We start from the raw sequence: 20,683 nt of genomic DNA, 5'->3' as shown, positions 1-20,683 counted from the left end.
CTCCTATGTATTTAGTAGGTGCCGATGAGTCTCTCCAACAACGAGATGCCCGCGCGTCTCAAGAGCGTCGCATACTTCGCGGCCGCCTCGCCGTGCTCTCCGCGGTCTCCGCTTCCGGCTTGATCGAGCCGGGACATCGCTGCCGGCGCATCGGCCGAATAATAGGCGGACAGGTCATACTCCGGCCGCTTATATTTGCGAACGAGCAGGGCAAGCTCCTCGCTTTCGTCCTCGTCCAGCTCCTCGTTATAGAGCCTTTGCTTGGCCAGGTACCCCGCGTAGGCGGAGACGGGACAGACGACGGGCTCGGGAAATCCGATCCCAATTAGATCCTGCCGCAGCGCATGCATCGTAGATGCGACGGAATCCTCGCTCGGCTTGAACTGATCGAGCTTGTTCAGCACGAACAGCACTCTATTCGCCGGCACCGTCTCCCGAATGAACGATAAGTACTTCCGGTCGTCCGTCGAGCCTATATTCTCGGCGTTCATGACGTAGATCAGCTTATCGAAGCGTTCCTCCCGAACGGCTGTATACGCCAGCTCCTTATGCTCCGCGTTCAAGGAATAATTCACGCCGGGAGAATCGATGACGCACAGTCTCGCGGATGAGAGATGCGGTGAGCGGAAATAAGTACCCACGTAACGCTTGCCCCCAGCTATCTCCGCCGGATGGCGCAGCAGCTTGTCATGCCCCGCGTTCAGATCCAGGTCGTCTTCCCATACCGCATGCAAGCCGTCCTCGAAAGGCTTGTTATGGATGTAATGCAAGCTTGCCGTGCAGGCCTCGCTTTGCGTCCGGTTCATCTTCTTGCCGATAAGCGCATTCAGCAGCGTCGATTTGCCTGCGCTCATATTCCCCGTGACCAGCAGGTTGACCGGTTGGCGGGACAGGAACTGTCTATTGGCCTGCCAGCTTTGGAACGAAGCATGAAGAAAGTCCGGGGCAGTGAAGGCGCGATCTTCATACAACGCCCTGAAGAACAGCTCCAGCTTGTTATGATAGCGAGCATGAAATAACTGTCTGAGCTCGCGCTTGATGGATGTCGTCCGCCCCGGATCTGCCATGCCGTTAATAAAGCAGCAATCCAGAATGAGCTGATACCGATACGTAAAAAGCTTGAAGGATTTCAATTGAATCGCGCCCGCTTTCTTGACGCTCCTCGAAATGTCGTGCCCGGCCGTCCGATCTGGATCGGCAGGCGCTAATTTCTTCAAGAACATGCGAAGCACTTCCCCGGCGTAGGGATCTTGAGCGGCATATTTCCGCGTCATGTAGGTCAGAACATGGCAATATGACGCTCGGTACGCTTCTTTCTCCTTGGCGACGGGGTGCCGCTCGATGTAATGGGCTATGCTTAGTCTCTCGTACTTCATGATGCTATCCCCCAATGCGTCCATAACGGCATTCTTTGCTGGACTGGACGCTCCAGTATATTCGGATCCGCAGCCGATCTCGCCTACAGATAAATCTCGTTCATCGCCCTGATCATTTGGCGAAATTCTTCGCGCAGCGGCTCCGGGCCGAGCAGTTCGACCTGCTTGCCCTGGCCGAGCAGCCAGATAAGGCAGCCTTTGCCGAATACCTCGGCTTCGATGACCGTTCCCCGCTCATCCTTCCGCAGGATGACCGCGGTCGGAAAACGATCCAGAATCGCCTCAAGCGAAGGTCCTCGAAACAAAAACCGCAGACGAACGAGCTCGCCGCCGTACATGAATTGGACGCGCTTCTTCAACTCGCCGTCTTCAAAACGCCTGTAAGCGTGCGTTCTCCCCAACCGCTTGACGCTGTCGATCCGGTCAACTCGGAAGAACGTCGGATCGTTGTATTCGCTGTCCTCAAACTTGGCAATCAAATAAAAATAAAACTCGGAGAAGACGACCGCCAGCGGATAGACGATCCGCCTTCGCTCCTCGCCGTTCATGATCGTATAGCCGATCTCGATGACTTCCTTCTTCATGATGCATTGTCCGATATCCCAGATGAGCTCCAGGAGCGGCTTGCCGTGCGTGACGGGCTCGTAGTGAAACTTCTCGTTCAGGATCAAGTCGTTAAAGGCTTTGCGCTCCGGCTTCGATGCCATGCCGCACACCGCATTAAGCAGCGCATCCATTTCGGATTTGTTGAACGCCCGGCTTTCCAGCACGATTTTCACCAAAGCGAACACCTCGATGGCCGATACGGGCTTGCCGCCGTTATTGACAAGCCGGTAGCCTTTCTGCCGAGTGTCATAGCGGACGGCCTCGCCTATGTAGCGCTCCGCGATATACGCGCGAATCTCGTTCAAATCCCGTTGAATCGTCTTCTGCGTAACCTTGAACTCATCCGCGAGATCCTCCTTGTTCAGGACGAACCCTTTGCGGAGACGGTCGTAACCAAATAGGATTCTTGCAGCTTTGCTATCATCGTTTCTCACCTGAGCACTCCTACTTCGGATATAGGCACATTATACCATTTATGTTGTTAAATTCTTAATATTATTACAAAATCGGAGAGTCGCCACCGCTCGCCGCTTGCTTGCCATCCCTATAAAACAAGCATAACGAATAGGATGGACATATATTGTACCTACGAAAAAAACAGCCGATATCCATCCTTTGCCGAATGAGCGTCTTGCAAGTAAACTTGGGTTATGCGACGGCTGTCGGCCGATCCGCAATCTCGTAATTCCATAAGGAGGATGACCGCATGAATTGTCTCGGATGCCGCATTGCGAACGGCCTTGAACCGGGCGTCAACGTTGTTTATGAGAACGAGCTGCTAACCTGCGTACTCGATATCGCCCCGTTCAATGAAGGACATTTGCTCATCCTGCCCAAAGGGCATGTGCTCGATGTCGAGGACACCGACGCCGAGACTGCGTACGCCATTATGGATGCCGCCAAGAAGCTGTCCGCCTTGCTCAAGCGGACCTTCCGGCCGGACGGCATCACGATCTGCCAGAACGGCGGCCGCTTCAACGACCTCGGCCATTACCACATGCACCTCATTCCCCGATACGAAGGGGACGGGTTCGCGTGGAGCGAACCGCTCCATCCGCACGGCGCGGAGCGGCGGCTTGCGGAGACGAGGGCGAAGCTGGCTGCGGGGCTTGGGACGCTTTAATTTACCATTCTTTCATTGGTTTGTATCACATACATCGAATGACAAAAGAAAACATAAACGGCACCCGATTGGATGCCAAAATCTGTCGTTCAAGCGGCCCACCACCGCATTGACGACACGAACCAGTTGATGCTTTGGAATGTTTTAGGACAGATTCCTTGGCAGGGCTTGGGAAACGGACATGCGATCCTTTATTTGCTCGTATTCATCGATGTTTCGCTCGCTGCCGGACAGGAGATCCGCTATTTCTGCCGAAAGCCGTATTTTTACTGCATCCCGAAGCCAATAACGCATCCTATGTCCGATCGCTGCCTCCAAAACGCTGATTTCGATCAAATAGCGGATCCTCTGTCCGTCTGCCTATGCCCGTTCGTGGAGGAGGTACGCGTCTGACGATGCATGCTGCCCGAGCGGTAACGTTGTCAGCCGCGGGCCTCGACCCGAACGCCTTTTCAGCCGCCTGCGGATAGGGTGAAGAACCTCCATCCTTACGAAGGGGCTTCCCACGGCCATCCAACGATGACTTATGGGACGGCCCCTCTATGTTGGATGTGAATGTTAACGGATTGAAATATCCGTCCCATAAAGGTGAAGACGAAGGCGTCTGGCAATGGAAAGCGATGAATAATTATCCCATGATGTGCTGTACAAGGGGATCCTTCCGGACTGTCGTATCGCTTGGGCCCATGAGGAGGTTACGTGCATCGCGTATCCTTTGCCGCGATACGCTTCCAGCGTCTCGACTCCGGCCTCCGCAGCCTTATCGCTGCTTCTCGCACTGAAACAGACCGACACAGCCATGTTGTTCTCCGTCATCATGTAACAAGGCCCTCGAAACGCCAGCTCCGATAATAGCGCAGGGAACCCTGGTTCCAAGCAGTATTGATTGTCTTCCGTAACCAAGACGGCGCCCATGTACGCCTTATCGGTTTCATGAACGGCATAAGCCGGGCCCATCCATACGCCTCTCACTTCTCTGTCCTTGTCCAGCATGCGTATCACAGTGGCAAGCCGCTCCGTTGAATCGCCCCGCTCCATGCCTTGCAGAATGTCACGGACTAAGCGCTCGGGCATATCGCTCCGGAATCGTACAATACGGCCAGCGGCGGTCTGTCCCCAAAAGAATCGGGGAGCAGGCCCGTTCGCCGGCTCATTAATCGTCGTGATCCGCCCGGCATGATCATGGTTATAGAGAACCGCTGCTTGCATGCTCATGAGCTCTAAGTGGTCGTACAAAGGCTTACCTCCTCTATTGTTTATCCGTCACCCTTTCTCTGCACGATTTTACGCCCATCAAACACCACTCGCTTTCACCATTATCTGTATCCAAGATACCATCTTTTCACAGCGGTTTGAATGGTCGCCTATTCGCAAATAAATTTCCCATTAATTACATTTTGGTATTCACAAATAGGACAATAAGTAATAATATGTAACTAAACGGACATTGGAGGGATTAGCAACATGGCTGATTTACTGACAGTCGATCAATTAGCTCAGATGCTCGAAATGCACCCTAGAACGATCAGAAGATATATCCGAGAGAACCAACTGAAGGCAACCAAGGTCGGCGGCGAGTGGAGAATAAGAATGGAGGATGCGGAAATGTTTGTCGGCAGCAAACTCGAAGCGTTAAAGTCGGACGCTATGGACGACATCCAAGCTTTCATCGAAGGCAAAGACAGCGAAGTTGAAGGTAAGCTTCAAGTGTGCACGGTGCTTGACTGCTACGTTGACACCCCGGAAGCGGTCAAAATCTCCGAGGTCATCATGTGGCATATGAATCAGCCCGACCCGTCCAGAGGGAAAGCGAAGTTCCAATACTTCTTCGACGACAAAGAGAAAAAAGGCCGGTATATCATCTGGGGAACCCCGGCCTTCGTTGGCAAAGTTCTGTCGGCCGTTGGCGAGGCAGCACAATAATACCGGATCGGCTAGGTTTACAGAAGTTTGGCGATGACCTGCTATGGCCCCTCTTCCGAGGGGCCGGAGAAACGGCAAGCGCTCGAATTGAAAGAATCTAGGCGTCTCTCTAATGCTTAACCTGTTGAATCTCCTTCCACTTCTCCTTCAAGGCATTCAAATCTTCAATGAAGATCCCTCGTAAATTAGGTCGCCTTCGTACTGCAAGCGGGTGGTAGGCGAAGCCGATCGGTATACCCTGAAACGCATGCCAGCTGCCTCGCAATGCCTTGACGCTAGCACCCTCCTTATCCGGGAATACCGCTTCCGCTACGACATTGCCGAATCCAAACAATAGCAGTGTACGCTTCTGTGAGAGCTGCAGCTGTAGATGAGGAAGACACGCCGCTCTAGCCCCCGGCTTATTGTACGCGCGTATCGGCCGGCATTTCAGCAAAACGAACGAATTCCCTTCCCGATCCTCCCGGGCTCCGGGATTATCCAGCATCATCATCAGCGAGGCTCTCGGGTTTCCTTCCCCCCAGATGACGCGAGTCCGCTGCTTCGCTAATTCGCAAAGCTCGCAATGCTCTGCACCTTCGGGGGCCTGTTCTTCAGGCAGAATTACAGCGGGATGCTCCATCTCCGTATCACCGGCTCCTTCCAATCGTAAGCAGTAAGCCTATTATGCCCGCCCCCTGCAAAAACTTGCCGTCCCTTGCGGTTCGGCTCTCTGCGCTGCCTATAACGGCAAGGTAAAGCTTCATCAAAATGGAAAGCACGCTTGACATTCGATGCGCCGCACGATATATTTTCCATGTAAAGTCAACTTTCCATCAAGGCGGTGAACGCATTGAACAACCGTTTAGAAGCAATCCGCACGCAGCGCAAAATCAAGCAAGAGGAATTAGCCAAGGCTCTTGGCGTGACCAGGCAAACGATCGGCTCGCTGGAAAACGGACGGTATAACCCCTCGATCCTTTTAGCGTTCAAGATTGCCCGCTATTTCAATATGAGTATCGAAGAAATCTTTATTTACGAGGAGGATCAGGTATGAAGAAAACGATTTCGTCTTATTTGTTCACCGTTATAGGCGCAGGGCTGCTGGCAAGCGGCGTGTTCTTCATCAAGACCATCGAAGACCCGCAAGATCTACTGCGCGTGCTGCTGTATATATGCGTTGGGCTTGGCTGCTGTATTTTCGGTCACGGCATGGGAGAAACGATCGTCCGGCTTGCCATGAAGAATAATCCCGCCGTTGCAGAGCAGCTGGAGATTGCCCAGAAGGATGAGCGTAATTTGGCAAACGCAAACCGGGCAAAAGCGAAAGCCTTCGACTTGATGATTTTCGTGTTTGGAGCCTTGAATATAACCATTGCCTTGATGGATATCGATTTAACGATTGTATTGCTCTTGGTGATTGCCTATTTGTTTATTATTGGCTACTGCACGTATTACCGGATCAAGTACTATAAAGACATGTAACGTGTTGAAAGCGAACGATGGATTATTTCACTAAAGACGTGGAAGCTGTTTTGGCTCTCCATTTAGCAAGGTTCTCCCCATGGAATCCCTTCACAATGAACCAGGCTGCCAAGCTCATCTCGTAAACGCCCACAGGAAGCGCCATCAACCCTTTTACCGCCGAATAGGGTCCGATGAGCCCGAACATTTGCAGCACGCCGGCTGCAAGTACCATAACGGCCGTAATCATTCCGAAAATCGCTAACGGTTTAGGCACAAGGCCTGTTCGATAAAGCAAATAACTATACAGACCAGTATTGATGCCCAACATGATATTCGGACCCAACATCGCCGTCCAGCGATAAATCGACTGCATCAACAGCCCTATGGGTTCGATATTGGTTTTACTTGCCAAGCCAGTTGTATCATAATATGAACTAAGTTGTAACAAACCCAATATACTTACGAGACCGATCGCGATAAAAACGGCTTCCATAAACCGAAAACAAAGATACCCTAGCGCAAGATGCTCGTTCCAATGCCGAACGTAGGGAAACAGCATGACTGCCGTACCGACAGCCGTTGCTATAAGGAAGAGGTCATTGCATACACCGATTAAGACCTCCGTTTCCGAACCATTCGCCACGGCCAGCTGCCATTGTTCTGACAAAACCGGCCCGTACAAAACAACCGCTATGATTGACGTCACTGCAGCAAGGATATAGAAAATCCCCAATATCCTTGCATTTCTTCGATCTCGGGTCATCTTTTTTGCCTCCTAAGACAATACATTTATTTGCTGACGGACGTAAGGCATACTTGCCTGCCAAACTTGCTATAAGGAGTCATTATGGACCATAACGAAGTCATCGAACGCGCTTTGCTCCACATCGAGGGCCATTTACAACAGACCTTAACCCTGGAATCCGTTGCCAATGCCTTCAACATGTCTAAATTCTATTTTCATCGGCTGTTCTCCGCTATGATGAACTGTTCGTTAAACCAATACATTCTATCCAGAAGATTGAATGCATCTTTAACCTTTATTCAGAACAAAAACAGCTCTCTAACCGATATTGCTTATCGGCTCAACTTCGGAACGCAAGCCTCCTTCACCCGCGCTTTCAAACGACAATACGGCGTAGCTCCAAGTTCTTTAAGAACGGGACTTACAACCATCTCCCCCGTTCCCGTACCTTCAGTGGTGAAGAGGCCTATCAAAAACCTTAACGGCGATATCGTCACGGACTTCACCCTGACCGAGTTCAAGGAGACCCGAATCAGCGGGATCGCTTTTGAAGTGAATTTAGCCGATGAGGATTACAAGGCGAAGATTCGCGCGCATTCGGAAATGCTGTTGAGTCATATTGATGAAACCATACATGGTCCCTGTTACGTCATTTATTCAAACTGCCAGCCCGACTCAACTCGGTTTAAGGTGCTGTTTGGGATCCCAAGCGGCATTGAAATTGATAAACCTTATTATTTCACGGTGGATGTGCCGCGAATTTTTTGCGCAAGGTTCAACTATTGCGGCGAGTTACTCGACATTGGGGATGTGCTGGAAAGCGACTATGCCAGATTTCTGAAAATTTCCAAGCAGGAAACAGCAGAGACCGATATTGAACTCATTCAAGCGTTTGATGACGTCCGCCATCTGGATTCGGCCTACCATATCTATGCGCCGATCAAAAAACTCCCTGCCGATTCCGATTTGTAAGATCGCGGATCGCTTGTCATGCCGTCTGCCCCTTTCTTTGCTCGTATTTGATCATTGCTTTACTGCAAATAAAATAACATAACGGGGTTTCGCTCGACTTTCCACATCTTGCTGTAATCAGGAACGAACACCGATCAGGCGCAAATAGAAAGCCGGGCTCCCCTGTCAGGAAAGCCCGGCTTATTCCATCAGCTTATGCGATTGTTACACCATCACTTTGCAAATATCGTTCGTGAACGCGACCGGATCCTGGATCGGCAGGCCTTCGATCAGCAGCGCCTGGTTGTACAGCAATTGCGTGTACAGGCTCAGCTTCTCGTTGTCCTTCTCCGCCGCTTCCTTCAGCGACTGGAACACCGGATGGTTCACGTTGATTTCCAGTACCTTCTCCGCCTTGATGCCTTCGTTGTTCGGCATCGCGCTCAGGATCTTCTCCATCTCGATGGACAGCTCGCCCTCGCTCGTGAGACAGACCGGATGGCTCTTCAGGCGCTTGGACGCTTTGACCTTCGTCACCTTGCCGCTCAGCAGCGTCTGCATTTGCTCGAACAGCGCCTTGCTGCCCGCTTCCTCCGCTTCCTGCTTGTCGCTGTCCGCATCCGGCTCGAGGCCGAGATCGCCGCTCGAAACCGACTTGAACGCCTTCTCCTTGTACGTCATGATCGCCTTGATCGCGAACTCGTCGATATCGTCGGTGAAGTAGAGGATCTCGTAGCCTTTGTCCGCCACCAGCTCCGTCTGCGGCAGCTTCTCGATGCGCTCGATGGAACCGCCCGTCGCATAGTAGATGAACTTCTGGTCTTCCGGCATCCGCGAGATGTACTCGTCCAGCGACACCAGCTTATTCTCCTTGGAGGAATGGAACAGCAGCAGATCCTGCAGCACGTCCTTGTTCATGCCGTAGTCGTTGTACACGCCGAACTTCAGCTGGCGGCCGAACGCCTTGTAGAACTTCTCGTAGCCCTCGCGCTCGTCTTTGAGCAGGCTGAGCAGGGTGCTCTTGATCTTGTTCTTGATGTTCTTCGCGATCAGCGTCAGCTGGCGGTCATGCTGCAGCATTTCCCTGGAGATATTAAGGGACAGGTCCTCGGAATCGACCATCCCTTTCACGAAGCTGAAGTAGTCCGGCAGCAGGTCGCCGCACTTGTCCATGATCAGGACGCCGTTGGAATACAGCTCGAGGCCCTTCTCGTATTCCTTCGTGTAATAATCGAACGGCGTGCTCTCCGGAATGTACAGAATCGCCCGGTACACGACCGCGCCGTCCGCGCTGATATGAATATGCTTCAGCGGCTTGTCGAAGCCGTAGCGTTTCTCATGGTAGAATTGCTCGTAGTCGGCATCGGTCAGCTCGTTCTTGTTCTTGCGCCAGATCGGCACCATGCTGTTGATCGTCTGCTCTTCCACGTACGACTCGAACTCCGGCTGCTCGCCCTCGGCGGCGTCCGCTTTCGGCCGGCTGCCCGTAACGTCCATCTTGATCGGATAGCGGATGAAGTCGGAATACTTCTTGACGATGGCGCGGAGACGGTACTCCTCCAGGAATTCGTCGTAGTTGTCGTCCTCGGTGTTCGGCTTAATGTGCAGCACGATTTCCGTGCCGACGGATCCCTTGTCCGCCGGAACGATCGTGTAGCCGTCCGCGCCTTCGGACTCCCACTTGAACGCCTGGTCGCTGCCGAGCGCGCGGCTTGTCACCGTAACCCGGTCCGCCACCATGAACGCCGCGTAGAAGCCGACGCCGAACTGGCCGATGATGTTGTGGCCGTCCTTGCTCTCGTTCTCCTTCTTGAACGCGAGCGAGCCGCTCTTCGCGATAACGCCGAGGTTGTTCTCCAGCTCCTCCTGCGTCATGCCGATGCCGGTATCGTATATCGCCAGCGTGCGGCTGTCTTTGTCGGCGGCAATCTTGACGTAGTAATCGGCGGCGTTGAACGCGATGCTGTCGTCGGTCAGCGCTTTGTAATAGATTTTATCGATAGCGTCGCTTGCATTGGAAATCAGCTCCCGCAGGAAAATCTCGCGCTGCGTGTAGATGGAGTTGATCATCATTTCCAGCAGTCGCTTGGACTCTGCTTTAAACTCTTGCTTCACCATGTTACGGAATGCCCTCCCCGGTATGGAACGAATATTGTTAGCACTCTAACGTTTGGAGTGCTAACCGCTACTCTTTTTATAGCATATATCCGGGGGTGAGCTCAAGTCCAATCCCGATAAAATATCCTCCATGCCGCAAGATGAAATCCGTCCCCCGGCTATGCTACAATACGAGAATTGAACCGCCAAGGAGGCTTCGCCGCACAATGCTGATCATCGGGATCGCCGGGGGCACCGGCTCCGGCAAAACGACCGTTGCGCGTTCCGTCATCGAACGGCTCGGCACGGAAGAAGTAACGTTTATTTCACAGGACAATTATTATAAAGACCATCCGCATCTGACCTTCGCCGAACGGGAAGCGCTGAACTACGACCATCCGCTCGTATTCGACAACGAGCTGCTCATTGCACACCTACGGCAGCTGCGCGAAGGCCGTCCGGCGCAGGCGCCGGTATACGATTTCACCGTTCACGCCCGTTCCGAATCCGAAACGGCCGAGCTGCGCCCGAACCCGATCGTCATCATCGAAGGGCTGCATGTGCTGTCGAACGAAGACCTGCGCCCGCTGCTCGACATCAAGGTATTCGTCGACACCGACCCCGACGTCCGCATTCTCCGCCGCGTGCTGCGGGATATCGAGGAACGCGGCCGGACGATCCAGTCGATCCATCAGCAGTACCTCGACACCGTTAAGCCGATGCACGAGGCGTTCATCGAGCCGTCGAAGAAATATGCCGACATCATCATCCCCGAGGGCGGCGAGAACCAGATCGGCATCGAGCTGCTGACGACGCTGACGGAGAAATACTTGAAGCTCAATTAGCGACTTATGCCGCGTAGCCGCGTAAACGATATATGACGAACAAGGGACCGTCCCATAATTCATCGTTAAAACATGGGCAGGCGGACAGAGGATCCGCTATTTGATCGAATTCGCCGTTTTGGAGGCAGCGAACGGAAACAGGATGCGTTATTGGCTTCGGAATGCAGCAAAAAAACGGCTTTCAGCATAAATAGCGAATCTCCTGTCCGGCAGCGAGCGAAACAGCGATGCCTATGAGCAAATAAAGGATCTCCTGTCCGTTTCCCCAACCCTGCCAATGATAGCAGGTGGCTTACGATCGCCCACAATCTGCCGAAGATGGAAGCGGTGGATGCAAAAAGACCCAAGAGGATGCAGAGCCAGGTCTGCCTATCTTGGGTCTTTGCGGTTTTATGGTTCAGAGCTGTCCCTGGTGCGCCGTTCTTCCCCAAGTCCCCTTCCCGCACAATTGCTTATTGACAGCTCCTCTCAACTCTGGGACAATGGCATAATTTACCTAGTCCCAAGCCATGAGGTGACGCAAATGGAACTGACAAGCACCGTTAACCGCATTAATGCTGCCGTTCGCGAAGTCATGCTGACGCATGCAGGCACTTCCTTCATCGGGTTAATCCTCCAGGGCTCGGCCGCGAAAGGCGGCTTTATCCCCGGCAGCAGCGATATCGACTACGTCCTGTACGTCGCGGATGCCGCCCTGAACGAAGCAGGCACGCTGCCTGCAGAACAATGCATCGCGATCCATCTCGCCTTGTCCGCTATTGACGTCGCCCCTTTCCGTTACATTCAATTCAGCGTCGTCTCGCCGCTCGCCAATCCTTATCCCGGTCCGGTGCCCGGCGCCTACAAGCTGCTGGCCGGACGATTGCCCGTTCCCGAAGCGACCGGTGCCGAGTTATACGCCGATGCCGTCCGTTCCCTGGATGCACTCGTTCCTGACCGCGCTTTCGATCCTCATCAACTGCTGGATCACGGCGAAGAGCGCATCGAACGGAGCACGCGCCTCATGTGCACGAAGGCGTGGCCGCTGGCGTTTCAATTATTAACGGCCTTACATAAGGACGGCCTCCGGATATGGCGCCTGGACAAGCTCGAAGCGGCCGCCCTGCTGGCCCGCGAGCCCGGCGTCGCCGCCGAGATGAACGGGTTCCTCGCAGCCGTTCGAGCGTATTACCCGCAGGAGCGGCCGGTCACGAAGGCGCTGGACGTTATAAGCGCCGGAATCGCGTTCAATCGCGCCGTTAAACGTCACTGGGCGTCGCTCCGAGCCGTCTCGTGCAAGCTCATTCTGGTAGAAGGCATTCCCGGCTCGGGCAAATCGACGGCCGCGCAGCATATCGCGCTGGCGATGGGCAAGCTCGGCATCGCTTGCCGATGGTGGTATGAAGAACAGCGCGGCCATCCCGTCTACGTCTACAGCGACTACGAAGGCATGCAGGCGGTGATCGGCGAGCTAGAACGGGGCGATTTCGGCGGCCTCATCGACAGGGCGCTCGCGCAATGGCGCGCCTTCGCCGCAGCCGTGCAGTCTGCGCCGGAGGCCGTCGTCATCGACGGCTGCCTGCTCGGTTATCTGACGTGGAGCCTGTTCCCTTACAATGCCGCGCCGGCGGACATTCTGCGATATGTCCGGGAAGTCGGGGCGATCCTGCATCCCCTGAATCCGCGGCTGATCTATCTCTATCCGCGCGATGTCGGGGCTGCGCTGCGCCGCATTACCGGTCGCAGAGGCGGGGATACCGAGGCGAATTGGATTCGCGGCGCAGCCGGATCGGCCTACGGGCAAGCGCGGGGCCTGGAAGGCTTCGAAGGCCTGGTCGCGTACTGGGAAGCGTATCGCGAACTGGCGGATGAAGCATTCGCCGGATGGTCGGGCGTCAAGCTGGCCATCGATAATTCGGCGGGCGACTGGCCTCGGTATTACGAGGAGCTGGAGATTTTGCTTGGCCTGAAGCAGGCCGGCGAGGCGACCAGCCTCTTCAGCCTTGCGAGCCTTACAGGGCGCTATCGCCCGACGGCCGAAGGGCTGCCTGACTGCATCATCCGCATGAACGCCGGCACGCTCATTGCGGACGGGCTTCCGCATGCCTGGCCGAACTCGCCGCTCATCGCGGCCGGCCCCGGACGGTTCCATGTACAGTCCATGCCGATGCAGCTGCTATTCGAGGAGCACGGGTTCCGCCTTGCCGGGCCCGATCTGCTGGACGGGCCGGTCGATTACCGGTTTACGAAGATGCCGTCCGAAGCGGACTGACTGCCGGCCTGCCGCATAACGGCTGGGAGGAAAAGGGGAAATGTGCTATGGTGAACGTATCCTCTCAGAGCGAACAATTCCCACGCCAACCTATTGGAGGGATTAGCCATGAAGATCGTGCCGGCCGCTGCATCCGACTATGCATACATCCGGGAACGAGACCGCCACCTCGCCGAGAGGCTGATCGCGGCCAAGCTGCAAGCGGGCGAAATCTACCTGTTCCTGGACGACGAAGAAAGCCGCATCGGCTGGCTGCGATACGGCTTCTTCTGGGACAATACGCCTTTCATGAACATGCTCTGGCTGGATGCCCCGTACCGGGGACAAGGCCTCGGCAAGCAAGCCGTTATGCATTGGGAGCATGCCATGAAGCAGCAAGGGTTCAAGCTTGTCATGACATCCACGCTGGCGAACGAGGACGCGCAGCATTTCTACCGGAAGCTCGGCTACCGCGATGCGGGCTGCCTGCTGCTGCAGGACGAGCCGCTGGAAATTCTGCTGATCAAGACGCTCGAGTAGATTCGGGAGCGCGGCACTCGAAACTCGAAGCATGCAACAGAAGCGCCGGCAGGACAGCCGCTGCTGCCATTCCGGCGCTTCTCCCCCATCCGCCTAATTTCGGCCTTACCCGCTACTGCTTCCACACATCCGCGTATTCCGCATTGCGCCTGAACTGCGCGAGCGCGTACGAGCAGGCCGGAATGATCTTGATCCCCTTCGCCCTCGCCTCGCCGACGACGAGATTGAGCAGCCGCTTCGCCAGATTGCCGCCGCGGTAGCGCGGATCGACATACGTGTGGTCCAGTATCCACGTAGCCGCATCGGCCGGCCTGTACGTAATCTCCCCTGCCTGGCCCTCCGGGCCCTTCAGTACGTAGCCGTTGCCCTGCTTCTCAGCGACGATGTCATCGGCAGACCCGCTCCCCGAGCGGACCTCATCCTCGTTTCCGTTCCCGTTCATGCAGTCCCACCTCCGGCGTAATAAAAACAATCCTGTTATTCTATACCCCGTCTGGAGGAATTTCATGCATGTCTGCGCGGGATTTGAGTCCTTAGAAGCCTTAATGGCCTTAGATGCCATAGAGACCTTTAGAAGCCTTCCTGTATGGCCGTTCTCATCTCGTCCGACAATCCCCCGAGCCGCCAGAGCGCGACCTTGTGCAGGCCGGATTTGCGTACGACGCCGATCCAGCGCTTCAATGTCGTCGAATCCGCGTACCACACCGTATGGGCGGCGCCGGCTTCGTCCTTATAGTCGAAATACAGACTGCCGCTGGCGCCGTCGCGCGTGAGCTGCCGCGCGCCGCTCGACAGCTCCGCGGCCTTCTCCTCGGTCAAAGCCGTCACTTGCCCGTTCGCCGACCAATCGAAGCCGCCCAGCGACAACGCGACGGCATTATCGCCGGGCAGCGCCTTCATGCGATTCGCCAGCCGCGCGATGAACTTGTCGTCAGCCTTCGGTCCCGGACCGCTGAAGCCGCCATAGAGGTTATACGCCATCATGACGTATTCGGGCCCTTCCGGCAGCCGCAGCTTCTCGATCGGCGCGCGGGATTCCAGCACGACGCGCAGCGACTTGCCCTGCTCGTGCAGCCGTGCGTAGAGCTCGCGGATGAACAGCGCATAATTGTTCCACGTACCGTCAGGCACCTTCTCGTAATCCAGCTCCAGTCCTTCGAAACCGTAGTTGTCCATCGCGGCGAGCAGGTTATCCATATGCTTGCCGCGGCTGGCGCCCGTAAGCATCAATCTTCGCACGAGCGCAGGATCCTTCTCCTCGGAGGAGGAGCCGTCCTCCGTATAGCGATCGTTCACCACGGTGAGCTGCGTGCCCGTCACCCCGCCGCGCCTGGCAGCAGCCAGCGTTTCCGGCAGGAGCCGGCCGTCTGTCTCGGTGAAATACAACTCGTCCTTGCTGCCGAAATAAGCAGCGAACGCCTGCACATGATCAAGGCCCGAAGCGATCGCGTCGAAATCGCCGATCCCCGCCTCCCATTGCCAGTCGACAATCCACGCGGACAAAGTAAACGGCAGCTCGCTCCCGCTCTGGACGGGCGGCGCGCCGAGCGCCGGATTGTCGGAGGATCGGTCCTTGATCGTCGTGTACAGCAGGAAGACCGCGATCGCGGCGGCGACAATCGCCAGTCCCGCCGCGGATTTCCGCCTGGAGCGGCTTCTTCTTCGCAAACCAGCCATGCCTCCCTTTCCGAGCGTAGCGTCAAAATGTGTCAATGAACCAGTCCACGGTCGTATTGAAGCCGTGCTTCACGGCGCTCGTCACGCGCTGCAGCCCTTCATTCGTATCGTGGTAGTACGGCTTCGGCGCGCCGCTCTTGTCGATGGTCTTGACTGTCACATCCGTGAACCGGCCGTCGTAAATATCGTCCTTCACGTTCAAGGCGCTCGCCTCGGAGCCAAGCGCCACGCCGCCCTTGGCGAGCGAGGCATCGATCGCGCGCCCGCTTAACAGCGTCTTGCCGTCCACCTTCACGCTCAGCTTGCCGCCCGCGAGCTTGACGTCGACGCTGCGCGTCTTCTTGATATTGACGGGAATGCCCGGATCCTCGGCAATCCCTTGCTGCGTCTGCACCTGCGTGTAGACGGCGGCCTTGTTATACGAGAGGTCCTCTTCGTCCCATGTCACGTCGCCGAGCTTGGCGCTGAACAACCGTTCCGCGGCCTGCCCCGGCTTCTTCTGCTCCACGGCGATCTCGTTGTCGGCAAGCATGACGCGCACGTATGCATCCCGCGCCTTGTCGTACCGCACATAGAGGCTCTGCTTCCCGACGACATTGCCGCCGAGCTTCGCCGTCAGCGACACGTCGCCGAGGGCGTCGCTGCCTCTCAACAACGCAAGTCCGCTCCCCCCCGGAGGAGACGTCAGCACGATCCGGTTCTCGTCGAACTCCGTCGCTCCCGCCGCGGTTTCCCAGTCGGACGCGCGATCCTGGCTGCCTTCGACGAAGGTCATCGCCTGTCCCGAGTCCTTACGGATCTTCATCAACAGATGGTTGGTTGACCAGTAGGGCTGCGGCTGCACCCGCGTCAGATCATAGACGCTGCCTTCCTTGCCGTTGAACGCCTCGCCTTCGCGGGCGAAATGCATGCTGAACAAGCTTTCGATGTTCTTCTCGTTCACGTCCGTCACGAGCGGGTTATTCCCGTTCTGCAGCGAGTTGGCGTGCATGATCATGTACAAGCCCGGCATGAAGCCGAGTTTATCCGTATAGACCTTCCGCATCAGAGCGTAGTCCTTCGTGACGCGCGCTTCCATCTGCTCGCGGTCCTCGGAAGGGATCATGTTCTCGTCCCGGATGAAATCCATCAAGTAATGGTTATAATACGCGATCTTGCTCTTCTTCTTCATTTGGCCTTCGGTCATCTGGCCTTCGAACTGCCCCGTCCGATCGAACACGTTGATGTACGACAGGCGGTAGCCGTTGCTGCCGAGCTCCCAGTACCCCGACTTCCGCATCTTCAGCATGTCCTTGGCCTGCGTGAACTTGTTCTCTCCGTCGCCGAGCTTGCTCGCATACGACAGGAAGGTCGCCTTGTCGTTGTACTTCTCCAGCAGCGGTTCGGCGAACAGCGCGGAATCGTTGCGGCCGTCCTCGAAGGACAGGAAGAGCGCTTTGTCCGGCAGCGGCTTCCCCTTCTTGTAATAATCGAGCACGTCCTGCTGGGAAATCGTCCGGTAGCCTTGATCGTGCAGCGCCTTCAACTGCCGGTTCAGCTCGCTCTTGGCAATCAGCTTCGGCGTTCCCGTGCGGCCGACGCCGAAATAGGACAGCGCGATGAAGCCCTTGTCGTTCGTCCACTTGCTTTCATTCGGCTCGCTGTAGACGGACGTATGGAACACGGCCTGGTAGACCAGCCCGGCCACGGCAAGAATCACGCCCGCCTGAACGATCGTTTTCACTGCTTTCCTGCGGTTTTTTCTACGGTAATCGAAGATCGTATCCCGTTCCCGTTCCCGTTTCCAAATCGCCATCTTCTTGCATCCCTCATTAAGAGTCGCCGGCGCCGAATCTATCGCTCCACGCCGATCCCCTTTTTATTTTTGCCCTTCCGCATTTCCCTGCGTTCGCGGGCTTCGATATCCTGCGGCGTCTCGCGCGTCCCCCAGGTCGATTTCCAGAACGTTACCCAGGCGACCGGCATTTGCCACAGCAGCACCAGCTCGTAGAAGAGACAGAACACGATGCCGAAGATCCACAGCCTGCTCTTGCGGAACAAGAGATGAGCCAGGCTCATGAGGAGCGCCATCATCAGCAGCCCCATCAGGAACGTCCCCGGGAACACGTGATGCACGATCGGCACGTAGCCGAGGTTGTACAGCACGATAATCGGCGCCGCGATCGGCACGATGAAGCCGACGTAGAAGAAGAGCGCCATGAACGGCTCCTTGCGCCAGATGAAGGCGCAGGCGCGCAGCGATTCGCGCAGCCAGGAGCGCTTCCAGCGCATCTGCTGCTTCAGGAACACGCCCGTATCCGACGGCACGATGGTGGAGCAGATCGCCGAATCCTGATAGCCGGTCCGATGCGTGCGAAGGATGAAATTCGTCATGCTGCGGTCGTCGCCGAACGTCGCGGGCTGCCCCAGGAATTTCTGGTTCAGCCAAGCTTCCTTATGCTTTAAAATCAATTCCTTGCGATAGCAGGACAGCGGGCCCGACAGACAGGATACGCTGTCGAAATAAGACTCCGCCGCTTTCATGATCCGGAACGCGATGTAATAGCGGACGGTCTGCAGCTTCGTGATCGTGTTCGTGTACTTGTTCTCCACGTCCGTGCGGCCCGCGACCCCGCCCATCCGGGGATCCTGGAACGGCTGGACCAAATGCCGGATCGCGGTCGGTTCCAGGAAGCTGTCGGAATCGACGAAGACGACCAGGTTATGCTTCGCCATTTCCACGCCTTTGACGAGCGCGACGCGTTTGCCGCCGTTGACCTCGAGGACATGGAATTTGACCCGCTCCTTGGTCGCGTACCGCTCCGCCTCCTTATGGACCAGTTCCACGACCTCTCGAATGCGCTCGGCCGACCGGTCGTTGGACTTATCGTCGACGACGATAATTTCCAGCTTCTCGATCGGGTAGTCCTGGTTGACGCAGCTGAGAATCGTTCGGTGAATCCACGCTTCCTCGTTGAAGCACGGTATGATGATCGACACGCCCGGCGTATAATGCCGGTCGATCGGCACTTCCCGATATAGGGCCCCGAACAGGTAGCGGCTTAATAGAAACGCCGCCGCCGTCAGGCTGTACAGATACAGCAGCAGATTGTATTTGAAATACAGCACGCTCTCCACGCGCATGAGCATGACGAGGCAGACCGCCACGAACAAGGCGCCGCTTGCCGTGTAGATCGAGTATCCCCACCGTTTGCGCTGCAAATAACTGGTCAACGGCTTCTCGAATTCGAACGCCAGCATCTCTTGCTGCCGGCCGTCTTCCTCGCGAACGAACTTCCGCACGAGCGTCGCGCTCAGATTGACCGACGATTCGAAGCCTTCCGGCATCGTACCGGGCGGGATTTGAAACTGCAGATTGACGATATGGCCGACGATGTACGGATAGTCGCCCCGTTCCAGCGTCACGAGGATGCCGGTCGAGGAAATATCCTTCGCCTTGCCGCGGGAAGCCGACCTCTTCCTCTGGCGCGGGCCGATCATCGTTACGTCGAAATCCGCGATATACCGCAGGCTGAGCAGCCGAAGCCGTTCCAGCTGGCTGGCGGAGTCCTGATCGCGTTCGTCGTCCGGCCCGCCGTTCCTGCTCCCCCGCCGGTCGGACAGCGTCCTGATCTGCTCGGGATCAGGCACGTTGGATAGGGTCCGGCGATCGCCGCGCGTCACTGTCAGCACCTCGACGACGTCCTTCTTCTTCCGTTTATTCACAATGACTCTACTCCCATCCTCGCGAAGCACTGATCCCGGCATGCAGCGGCTGGTTCAACGCCTTATTACTCAGAGACTCCAGTAACGAAATCCGCTGCGCTCGTATTCGCTTCGCTCATAAATCCCTCTCACGTCGACCATAATCTTCTCGACGTTCAAATCATAGAACGGCTCGAAATCGGATACGCGCATGTCCTTGAACGGCGCGTGCGGCACGGCGACGATAACGGCGTTCAGCTGTTTGAACGCGGATAATGGCGACAGCTCGATCCCGTACTCGCGATACGCCGTCCGTGGATCGACCATAGGGTCATAGACAAGCGGCGTAATGCCGTATTCCACGAGCTCTTTGATAATGTCCGTTACTTTGGTGTTGCGGATATCGGAGCTGTTCTCCTTGTAGGAGAGCCCGAGCAATCCGATCCGCGCGTGCGCCATGTTCTGCTTCTGCTTCATAAGCAGCTTAATGATCTGCTGGGCGACGTATTTGCCCATGCCGTCGTTCACATGCCGCCCGGCAAGAATGATTTTGGAATGATAGCCCGTATCTTCGGCCTTGTACGTCAAGTAGTAGGGATCGATGCCTATGCAGTGTCCGCCTACGAGGCCCGGCGCGAACGGCAGGAAGTTCCACTTCGTTTCCGCCGCACGCAGAACGGACGAGGTATGGATGCCCATCGTGTTGAACAGCATCGACAGCTCGTTCATGAACGCAATATTGATATCCCGCTGCGCGTTCTCGATGACCTTGGCGGCCTCGGCGACCTTGATGCTCTCCGCGCGGTACACGCCGGCCTTGATGATTAGCCCGTACATATCGGCAACGGTATCCAGCGTCTCCTCGTCCATGCCGGAGACGATCTTCACGATATTCTCCAGCCGGTGCACCTTGTCCCCCGGATTGATCCGCTCGGGCGAATAGCCGACTTTGAAATCGACGCCGCACTTCAAGCCCGACTCCGCTTCCAGAACCGGCACGCATATCTCTTCCGTGACGCCGGGATATACCGTCGACTCGTACACGACGACCGCGCCCTGCTTCAGCTTCCGGCCCACGAGCCGGCTCGCTTCCTGCACGTAGGCCAGGTTCGGCACGTTCCCGCTCATTACGGGCGTCGGCACGGCGACGACGAAGAAACGAACGTCATGAAGATCGTCCGGGTCCGACGTGAAATGCACGCCGCATTCGCGGAGCGCGTCATCGCCCAAATCGCCGGTCGAGTCGATGCCGGCCCGATAATCGGCGATCTTCTGCGCGTTGACGTCGAAACCGACGACGTCGACCTTTGCCGCGAACGCCACGGCGATCGGCAGGCCGACGTAACCGAGGCCGATTACCGCCAGCGGCTCCTCGCGGTCCACGAGCCGGTCATAGAGCCGTCGCTCTGCTGCAGCCACCAAATTCAAGTTCATCCAGAA

The 20,683-nt window shown here is 56.2% G+C and carries 19 protein-coding genes; 8 read left to right on the top strand and 11 right to left on the bottom strand.

The genetic code is table 11. The features are described 5' to 3' along the window. Positions 1 to 11 precede the first annotated feature (11 nt). Positions 12 to 1,376 (bottom strand): dynamin family protein, encoded by a 1,365-nt coding sequence (locus tag GXP70_RS02900; protein ID WP_162355078.1) that lies wholly within the window; start codon positions 1,374 to 1,376, stop codon positions 12 to 14. Positions 1,377 to 1,459: 83 nt separating this feature from the next. Next, positions 1,460 to 2,416: a helix-turn-helix transcriptional regulator gene (locus tag GXP70_RS02895; protein ID WP_162355077.1), complete on the bottom strand. Its 957-nt coding sequence runs from the start codon at positions 2,414 to 2,416 to the stop codon at positions 1,460 to 1,462. 272 nt (positions 2,417 to 2,688) lie between these two features. Here GXP70_RS02895 and GXP70_RS02890 point away from each other — a divergent pair, with 272 nt between their 5' ends. Beyond that, complete coding sequence (locus GXP70_RS02890; protein WP_162355076.1) at positions 2,689 to 3,105, top strand: HIT family protein; 417 nt, start codon at positions 2,689 to 2,691, stop codon at positions 3,103 to 3,105. A 558-nt stretch (positions 3,106 to 3,663) separates the two neighbouring features. Here GXP70_RS02890 and GXP70_RS29675 read toward each other — a convergent pair. Continuing rightward, complete coding sequence (locus GXP70_RS29675) at positions 3,664 to 3,906, bottom strand: GNAT family N-acetyltransferase (RefSeq protein WP_263864121.1); 243 nt, start codon at positions 3,904 to 3,906, stop codon at positions 3,664 to 3,666. Between the two features lie 663 nt (positions 3,907 to 4,569). On the opposite strand from GXP70_RS29675, the gene GXP70_RS02880 reads away from it, so the two are divergent. Further along, complete coding sequence (locus GXP70_RS02880; protein ID WP_162355074.1) at positions 4,570 to 5,028, top strand: helix-turn-helix domain-containing protein; 459 nt, start codon at positions 4,570 to 4,572, stop codon at positions 5,026 to 5,028. A gap of 109 nt (positions 5,029 to 5,137) precedes the next feature. Here the strand turns inward: GXP70_RS02880 and GXP70_RS02875 are convergent, their stop codons facing one another. After that, on the bottom strand, positions 5,138 to 5,650 hold the full coding sequence (locus tag GXP70_RS02875; protein WP_192043411.1) for a uracil-DNA glycosylase family protein: 513 nt from the start codon (positions 5,648 to 5,650) through the stop codon (positions 5,138 to 5,140). Between the two features lie 210 nt (positions 5,651 to 5,860). Here GXP70_RS02875 and GXP70_RS02870 point away from each other — a divergent pair, with 210 nt between their 5' ends. Further along, on the top strand, positions 5,861 to 6,064 hold the full coding sequence (locus tag GXP70_RS02870; protein WP_162355073.1) for a helix-turn-helix transcriptional regulator: 204 nt from the start codon (positions 5,861 to 5,863) through the stop codon (positions 6,062 to 6,064). Continuing rightward, complete coding sequence (locus GXP70_RS02865) at positions 6,061 to 6,492, top strand: hypothetical protein (protein WP_162355072.1); 432 nt, start codon at positions 6,061 to 6,063, stop codon at positions 6,490 to 6,492. The genes GXP70_RS02870 and GXP70_RS02865 overlap by 4 nt, the downstream gene beginning before the upstream one ends. Positions 6,493 to 6,514: 22 nt before the next feature. Here GXP70_RS02865 and GXP70_RS02860 read toward each other — a convergent pair whose 3' ends face one another. Beyond that, complete coding sequence (locus tag GXP70_RS02860; RefSeq protein WP_162355071.1) at positions 6,515 to 7,237, bottom strand: DUF4386 domain-containing protein; 723 nt, start codon at positions 7,235 to 7,237, stop codon at positions 6,515 to 6,517. 84 nt (positions 7,238 to 7,321) lie between these two features. On the opposite strand from GXP70_RS02860, the gene GXP70_RS02855 reads away from it, so the two are divergent. Next, complete coding sequence (locus tag GXP70_RS02855) at positions 7,322 to 8,191, top strand: helix-turn-helix transcriptional regulator (protein WP_162355070.1); 870 nt, start codon at positions 7,322 to 7,324, stop codon at positions 8,189 to 8,191. A gap of 204 nt (positions 8,192 to 8,395) precedes the next feature. On the opposite strand, the gene htpG is transcribed toward GXP70_RS02855, so the two are convergent. Then, complete coding sequence (gene htpG, locus GXP70_RS02850) at positions 8,396 to 10,288, bottom strand: molecular chaperone HtpG (protein ID WP_162355069.1); 1,893 nt, start codon at positions 10,286 to 10,288, stop codon at positions 8,396 to 8,398. A gap of 206 nt (positions 10,289 to 10,494) precedes the next feature. On the opposite strand from htpG, the gene udk reads away from it, so the two are divergent. The 3 genes from udk (at position 10,495) to GXP70_RS02835 (ending at position 13,882) form a co-directional block, all read left to right on the top strand. Beyond that, a complete protein-coding gene (gene udk / locus GXP70_RS02845; RefSeq protein WP_162355068.1) occupies positions 10,495 to 11,112 on the top strand; it encodes a uridine kinase in 618 nt (205 codons plus the stop codon). Positions 11,113 to 11,635: 523 nt separating this feature from the next. Continuing rightward, positions 11,636 to 13,363, top strand: a complete 1,728-nt coding sequence (locus GXP70_RS02840) for a P-loop NTPase family protein (protein ID WP_162355067.1) — start codon at positions 11,636 to 11,638, stop codon at positions 13,361 to 13,363. 108 nt (positions 13,364 to 13,471) lie between these two features. Continuing rightward, positions 13,472 to 13,882 (top strand): GNAT family N-acetyltransferase, encoded by a 411-nt coding sequence (locus GXP70_RS02835; RefSeq protein WP_162355066.1) that lies wholly within the window; start codon positions 13,472 to 13,474, stop codon positions 13,880 to 13,882. Between the two features lie 112 nt (positions 13,883 to 13,994). Here GXP70_RS02835 and GXP70_RS02830 read toward each other — a convergent pair whose 3' ends face one another. The 5 genes from GXP70_RS02830 to GXP70_RS02810 all read right to left on the bottom strand — a co-directional run bounded on the left by GXP70_RS02830 (position 13,995) and on the right by GXP70_RS02810 (position 20,677). Then, positions 13,995 to 14,324: a GNAT family N-acetyltransferase gene (locus GXP70_RS02830; RefSeq protein ID WP_162355065.1), complete on the bottom strand. Its 330-nt coding sequence runs from the start codon at positions 14,322 to 14,324 to the stop codon at positions 13,995 to 13,997. A 128-nt stretch (positions 14,325 to 14,452) separates the two neighbouring features. After that, complete coding sequence (locus tag GXP70_RS02825; protein WP_162355064.1) at positions 14,453 to 15,550, bottom strand: glycoside hydrolase family 18 protein; 1,098 nt, start codon at positions 15,548 to 15,550, stop codon at positions 14,453 to 14,455. A 31-nt stretch (positions 15,551 to 15,581) separates the two neighbouring features. Continuing rightward, the gene (locus tag GXP70_RS02820; RefSeq protein WP_162355063.1) at positions 15,582 to 17,354 is read right to left on the bottom strand and encodes a polysaccharide deacetylase family protein; all 1,773 of its coding nucleotides are present in this window, start codon (positions 17,352 to 17,354) and stop codon (positions 15,582 to 15,584) included. A 38-nt stretch (positions 17,355 to 17,392) separates the two neighbouring features. Beyond that, positions 17,393 to 19,306, bottom strand: coding sequence for a glycosyltransferase family 2 protein (locus GXP70_RS02815; protein WP_162355062.1), 1,914 nt, complete (start codon positions 19,304 to 19,306; stop codon positions 17,393 to 17,395). Positions 19,307 to 19,333: 27 nt separating this feature from the next. Then, complete coding sequence (locus tag GXP70_RS02810) at positions 19,334 to 20,677, bottom strand: nucleotide sugar dehydrogenase (RefSeq protein WP_162355061.1); 1,344 nt, start codon at positions 20,675 to 20,677, stop codon at positions 19,334 to 19,336. Between the last annotated feature and the right edge of the window lie 6 nt (positions 20,678 to 20,683).

The organism is Paenibacillus lycopersici (genome assembly GCF_010119935.1).
Taxonomy (GTDB): Bacteria; Bacillota; Bacilli; order Paenibacillales; family Paenibacillaceae; genus Paenibacillus_Z; species Paenibacillus_Z lycopersici.
This window is presented reverse-complemented; position numbering and strand designations above follow the sequence as displayed.

Excerpts from the sequence above, each read along its gene's own strand:
- GXP70_RS02900 (WP_162355078.1), bottom strand. The coding sequence starts at position 1,376 with ATGAAGTACGAGAGACTAAGCATAGCCCATTACATCGAGCGGCACCCC.
- GXP70_RS02890 (WP_162355076.1), top strand. The coding sequence starts at position 2,689 with ATGAATTGTCTCGGATGCCGCATTGCGAACGGCCTTGAACCGGGCGTC.
- GXP70_RS29675 (WP_263864121.1), bottom strand. The coding sequence starts at position 3,906 with ATGGCTGTGTCGGTCTGTTTCAGTGCGAGAAGCAGCGATAAGGCTGCG.
- GXP70_RS02880 (WP_162355074.1), top strand. The coding sequence starts at position 4,570 with ATGGCTGATTTACTGACAGTCGATCAATTAGCTCAGATGCTCGAAATG.
- GXP70_RS02875 (WP_192043411.1), bottom strand. The coding sequence starts at position 5,650 with ATGGAGCATCCCGCTGTAATTCTGCCTGAAGAACAGGCCCCCGAAGGT.
- GXP70_RS02865 (WP_162355072.1), top strand. The coding sequence starts at position 6,061 with ATGAAGAAAACGATTTCGTCTTATTTGTTCACCGTTATAGGCGCAGGG.
- GXP70_RS02860 (WP_162355071.1), bottom strand. The coding sequence starts at position 7,237 with ATGACCCGAGATCGAAGAAATGCAAGGATATTGGGGATTTTCTATATC.
- GXP70_RS02855 (WP_162355070.1), top strand. The coding sequence starts at position 7,322 with ATGGACCATAACGAAGTCATCGAACGCGCTTTGCTCCACATCGAGGGC.
- htpG (WP_162355069.1), bottom strand. The coding sequence starts at position 10,288 with ATGGTGAAGCAAGAGTTTAAAGCAGAGTCCAAGCGACTGCTGGAAATG.
- udk (WP_162355068.1), top strand. The coding sequence starts at position 10,495 with ATGCTGATCATCGGGATCGCCGGGGGCACCGGCTCCGGCAAAACGACC.
- GXP70_RS02840 (WP_162355067.1), top strand. The coding sequence starts at position 11,636 with ATGGAACTGACAAGCACCGTTAACCGCATTAATGCTGCCGTTCGCGAA.
- GXP70_RS02835 (WP_162355066.1), top strand. The coding sequence starts at position 13,472 with ATGAAGATCGTGCCGGCCGCTGCATCCGACTATGCATACATCCGGGAA.
- GXP70_RS02830 (WP_162355065.1), bottom strand. The coding sequence starts at position 14,324 with ATGAACGGGAACGGAAACGAGGATGAGGTCCGCTCGGGGAGCGGGTCT.
- GXP70_RS02820 (WP_162355063.1), bottom strand. The coding sequence starts at position 17,354 with ATGGCGATTTGGAAACGGGAACGGGAACGGGATACGATCTTCGATTAC.
- GXP70_RS02815 (WP_162355062.1), bottom strand. The coding sequence starts at position 19,306 with ATGCCGGGATCAGTGCTTCGCGAGGATGGGAGTAGAGTCATTGTGAAT.
- GXP70_RS02810 (WP_162355061.1), bottom strand. The coding sequence starts at position 20,677 with ATGAACTTGAATTTGGTGGCTGCAGCAGAGCGACGGCTCTATGACCGG.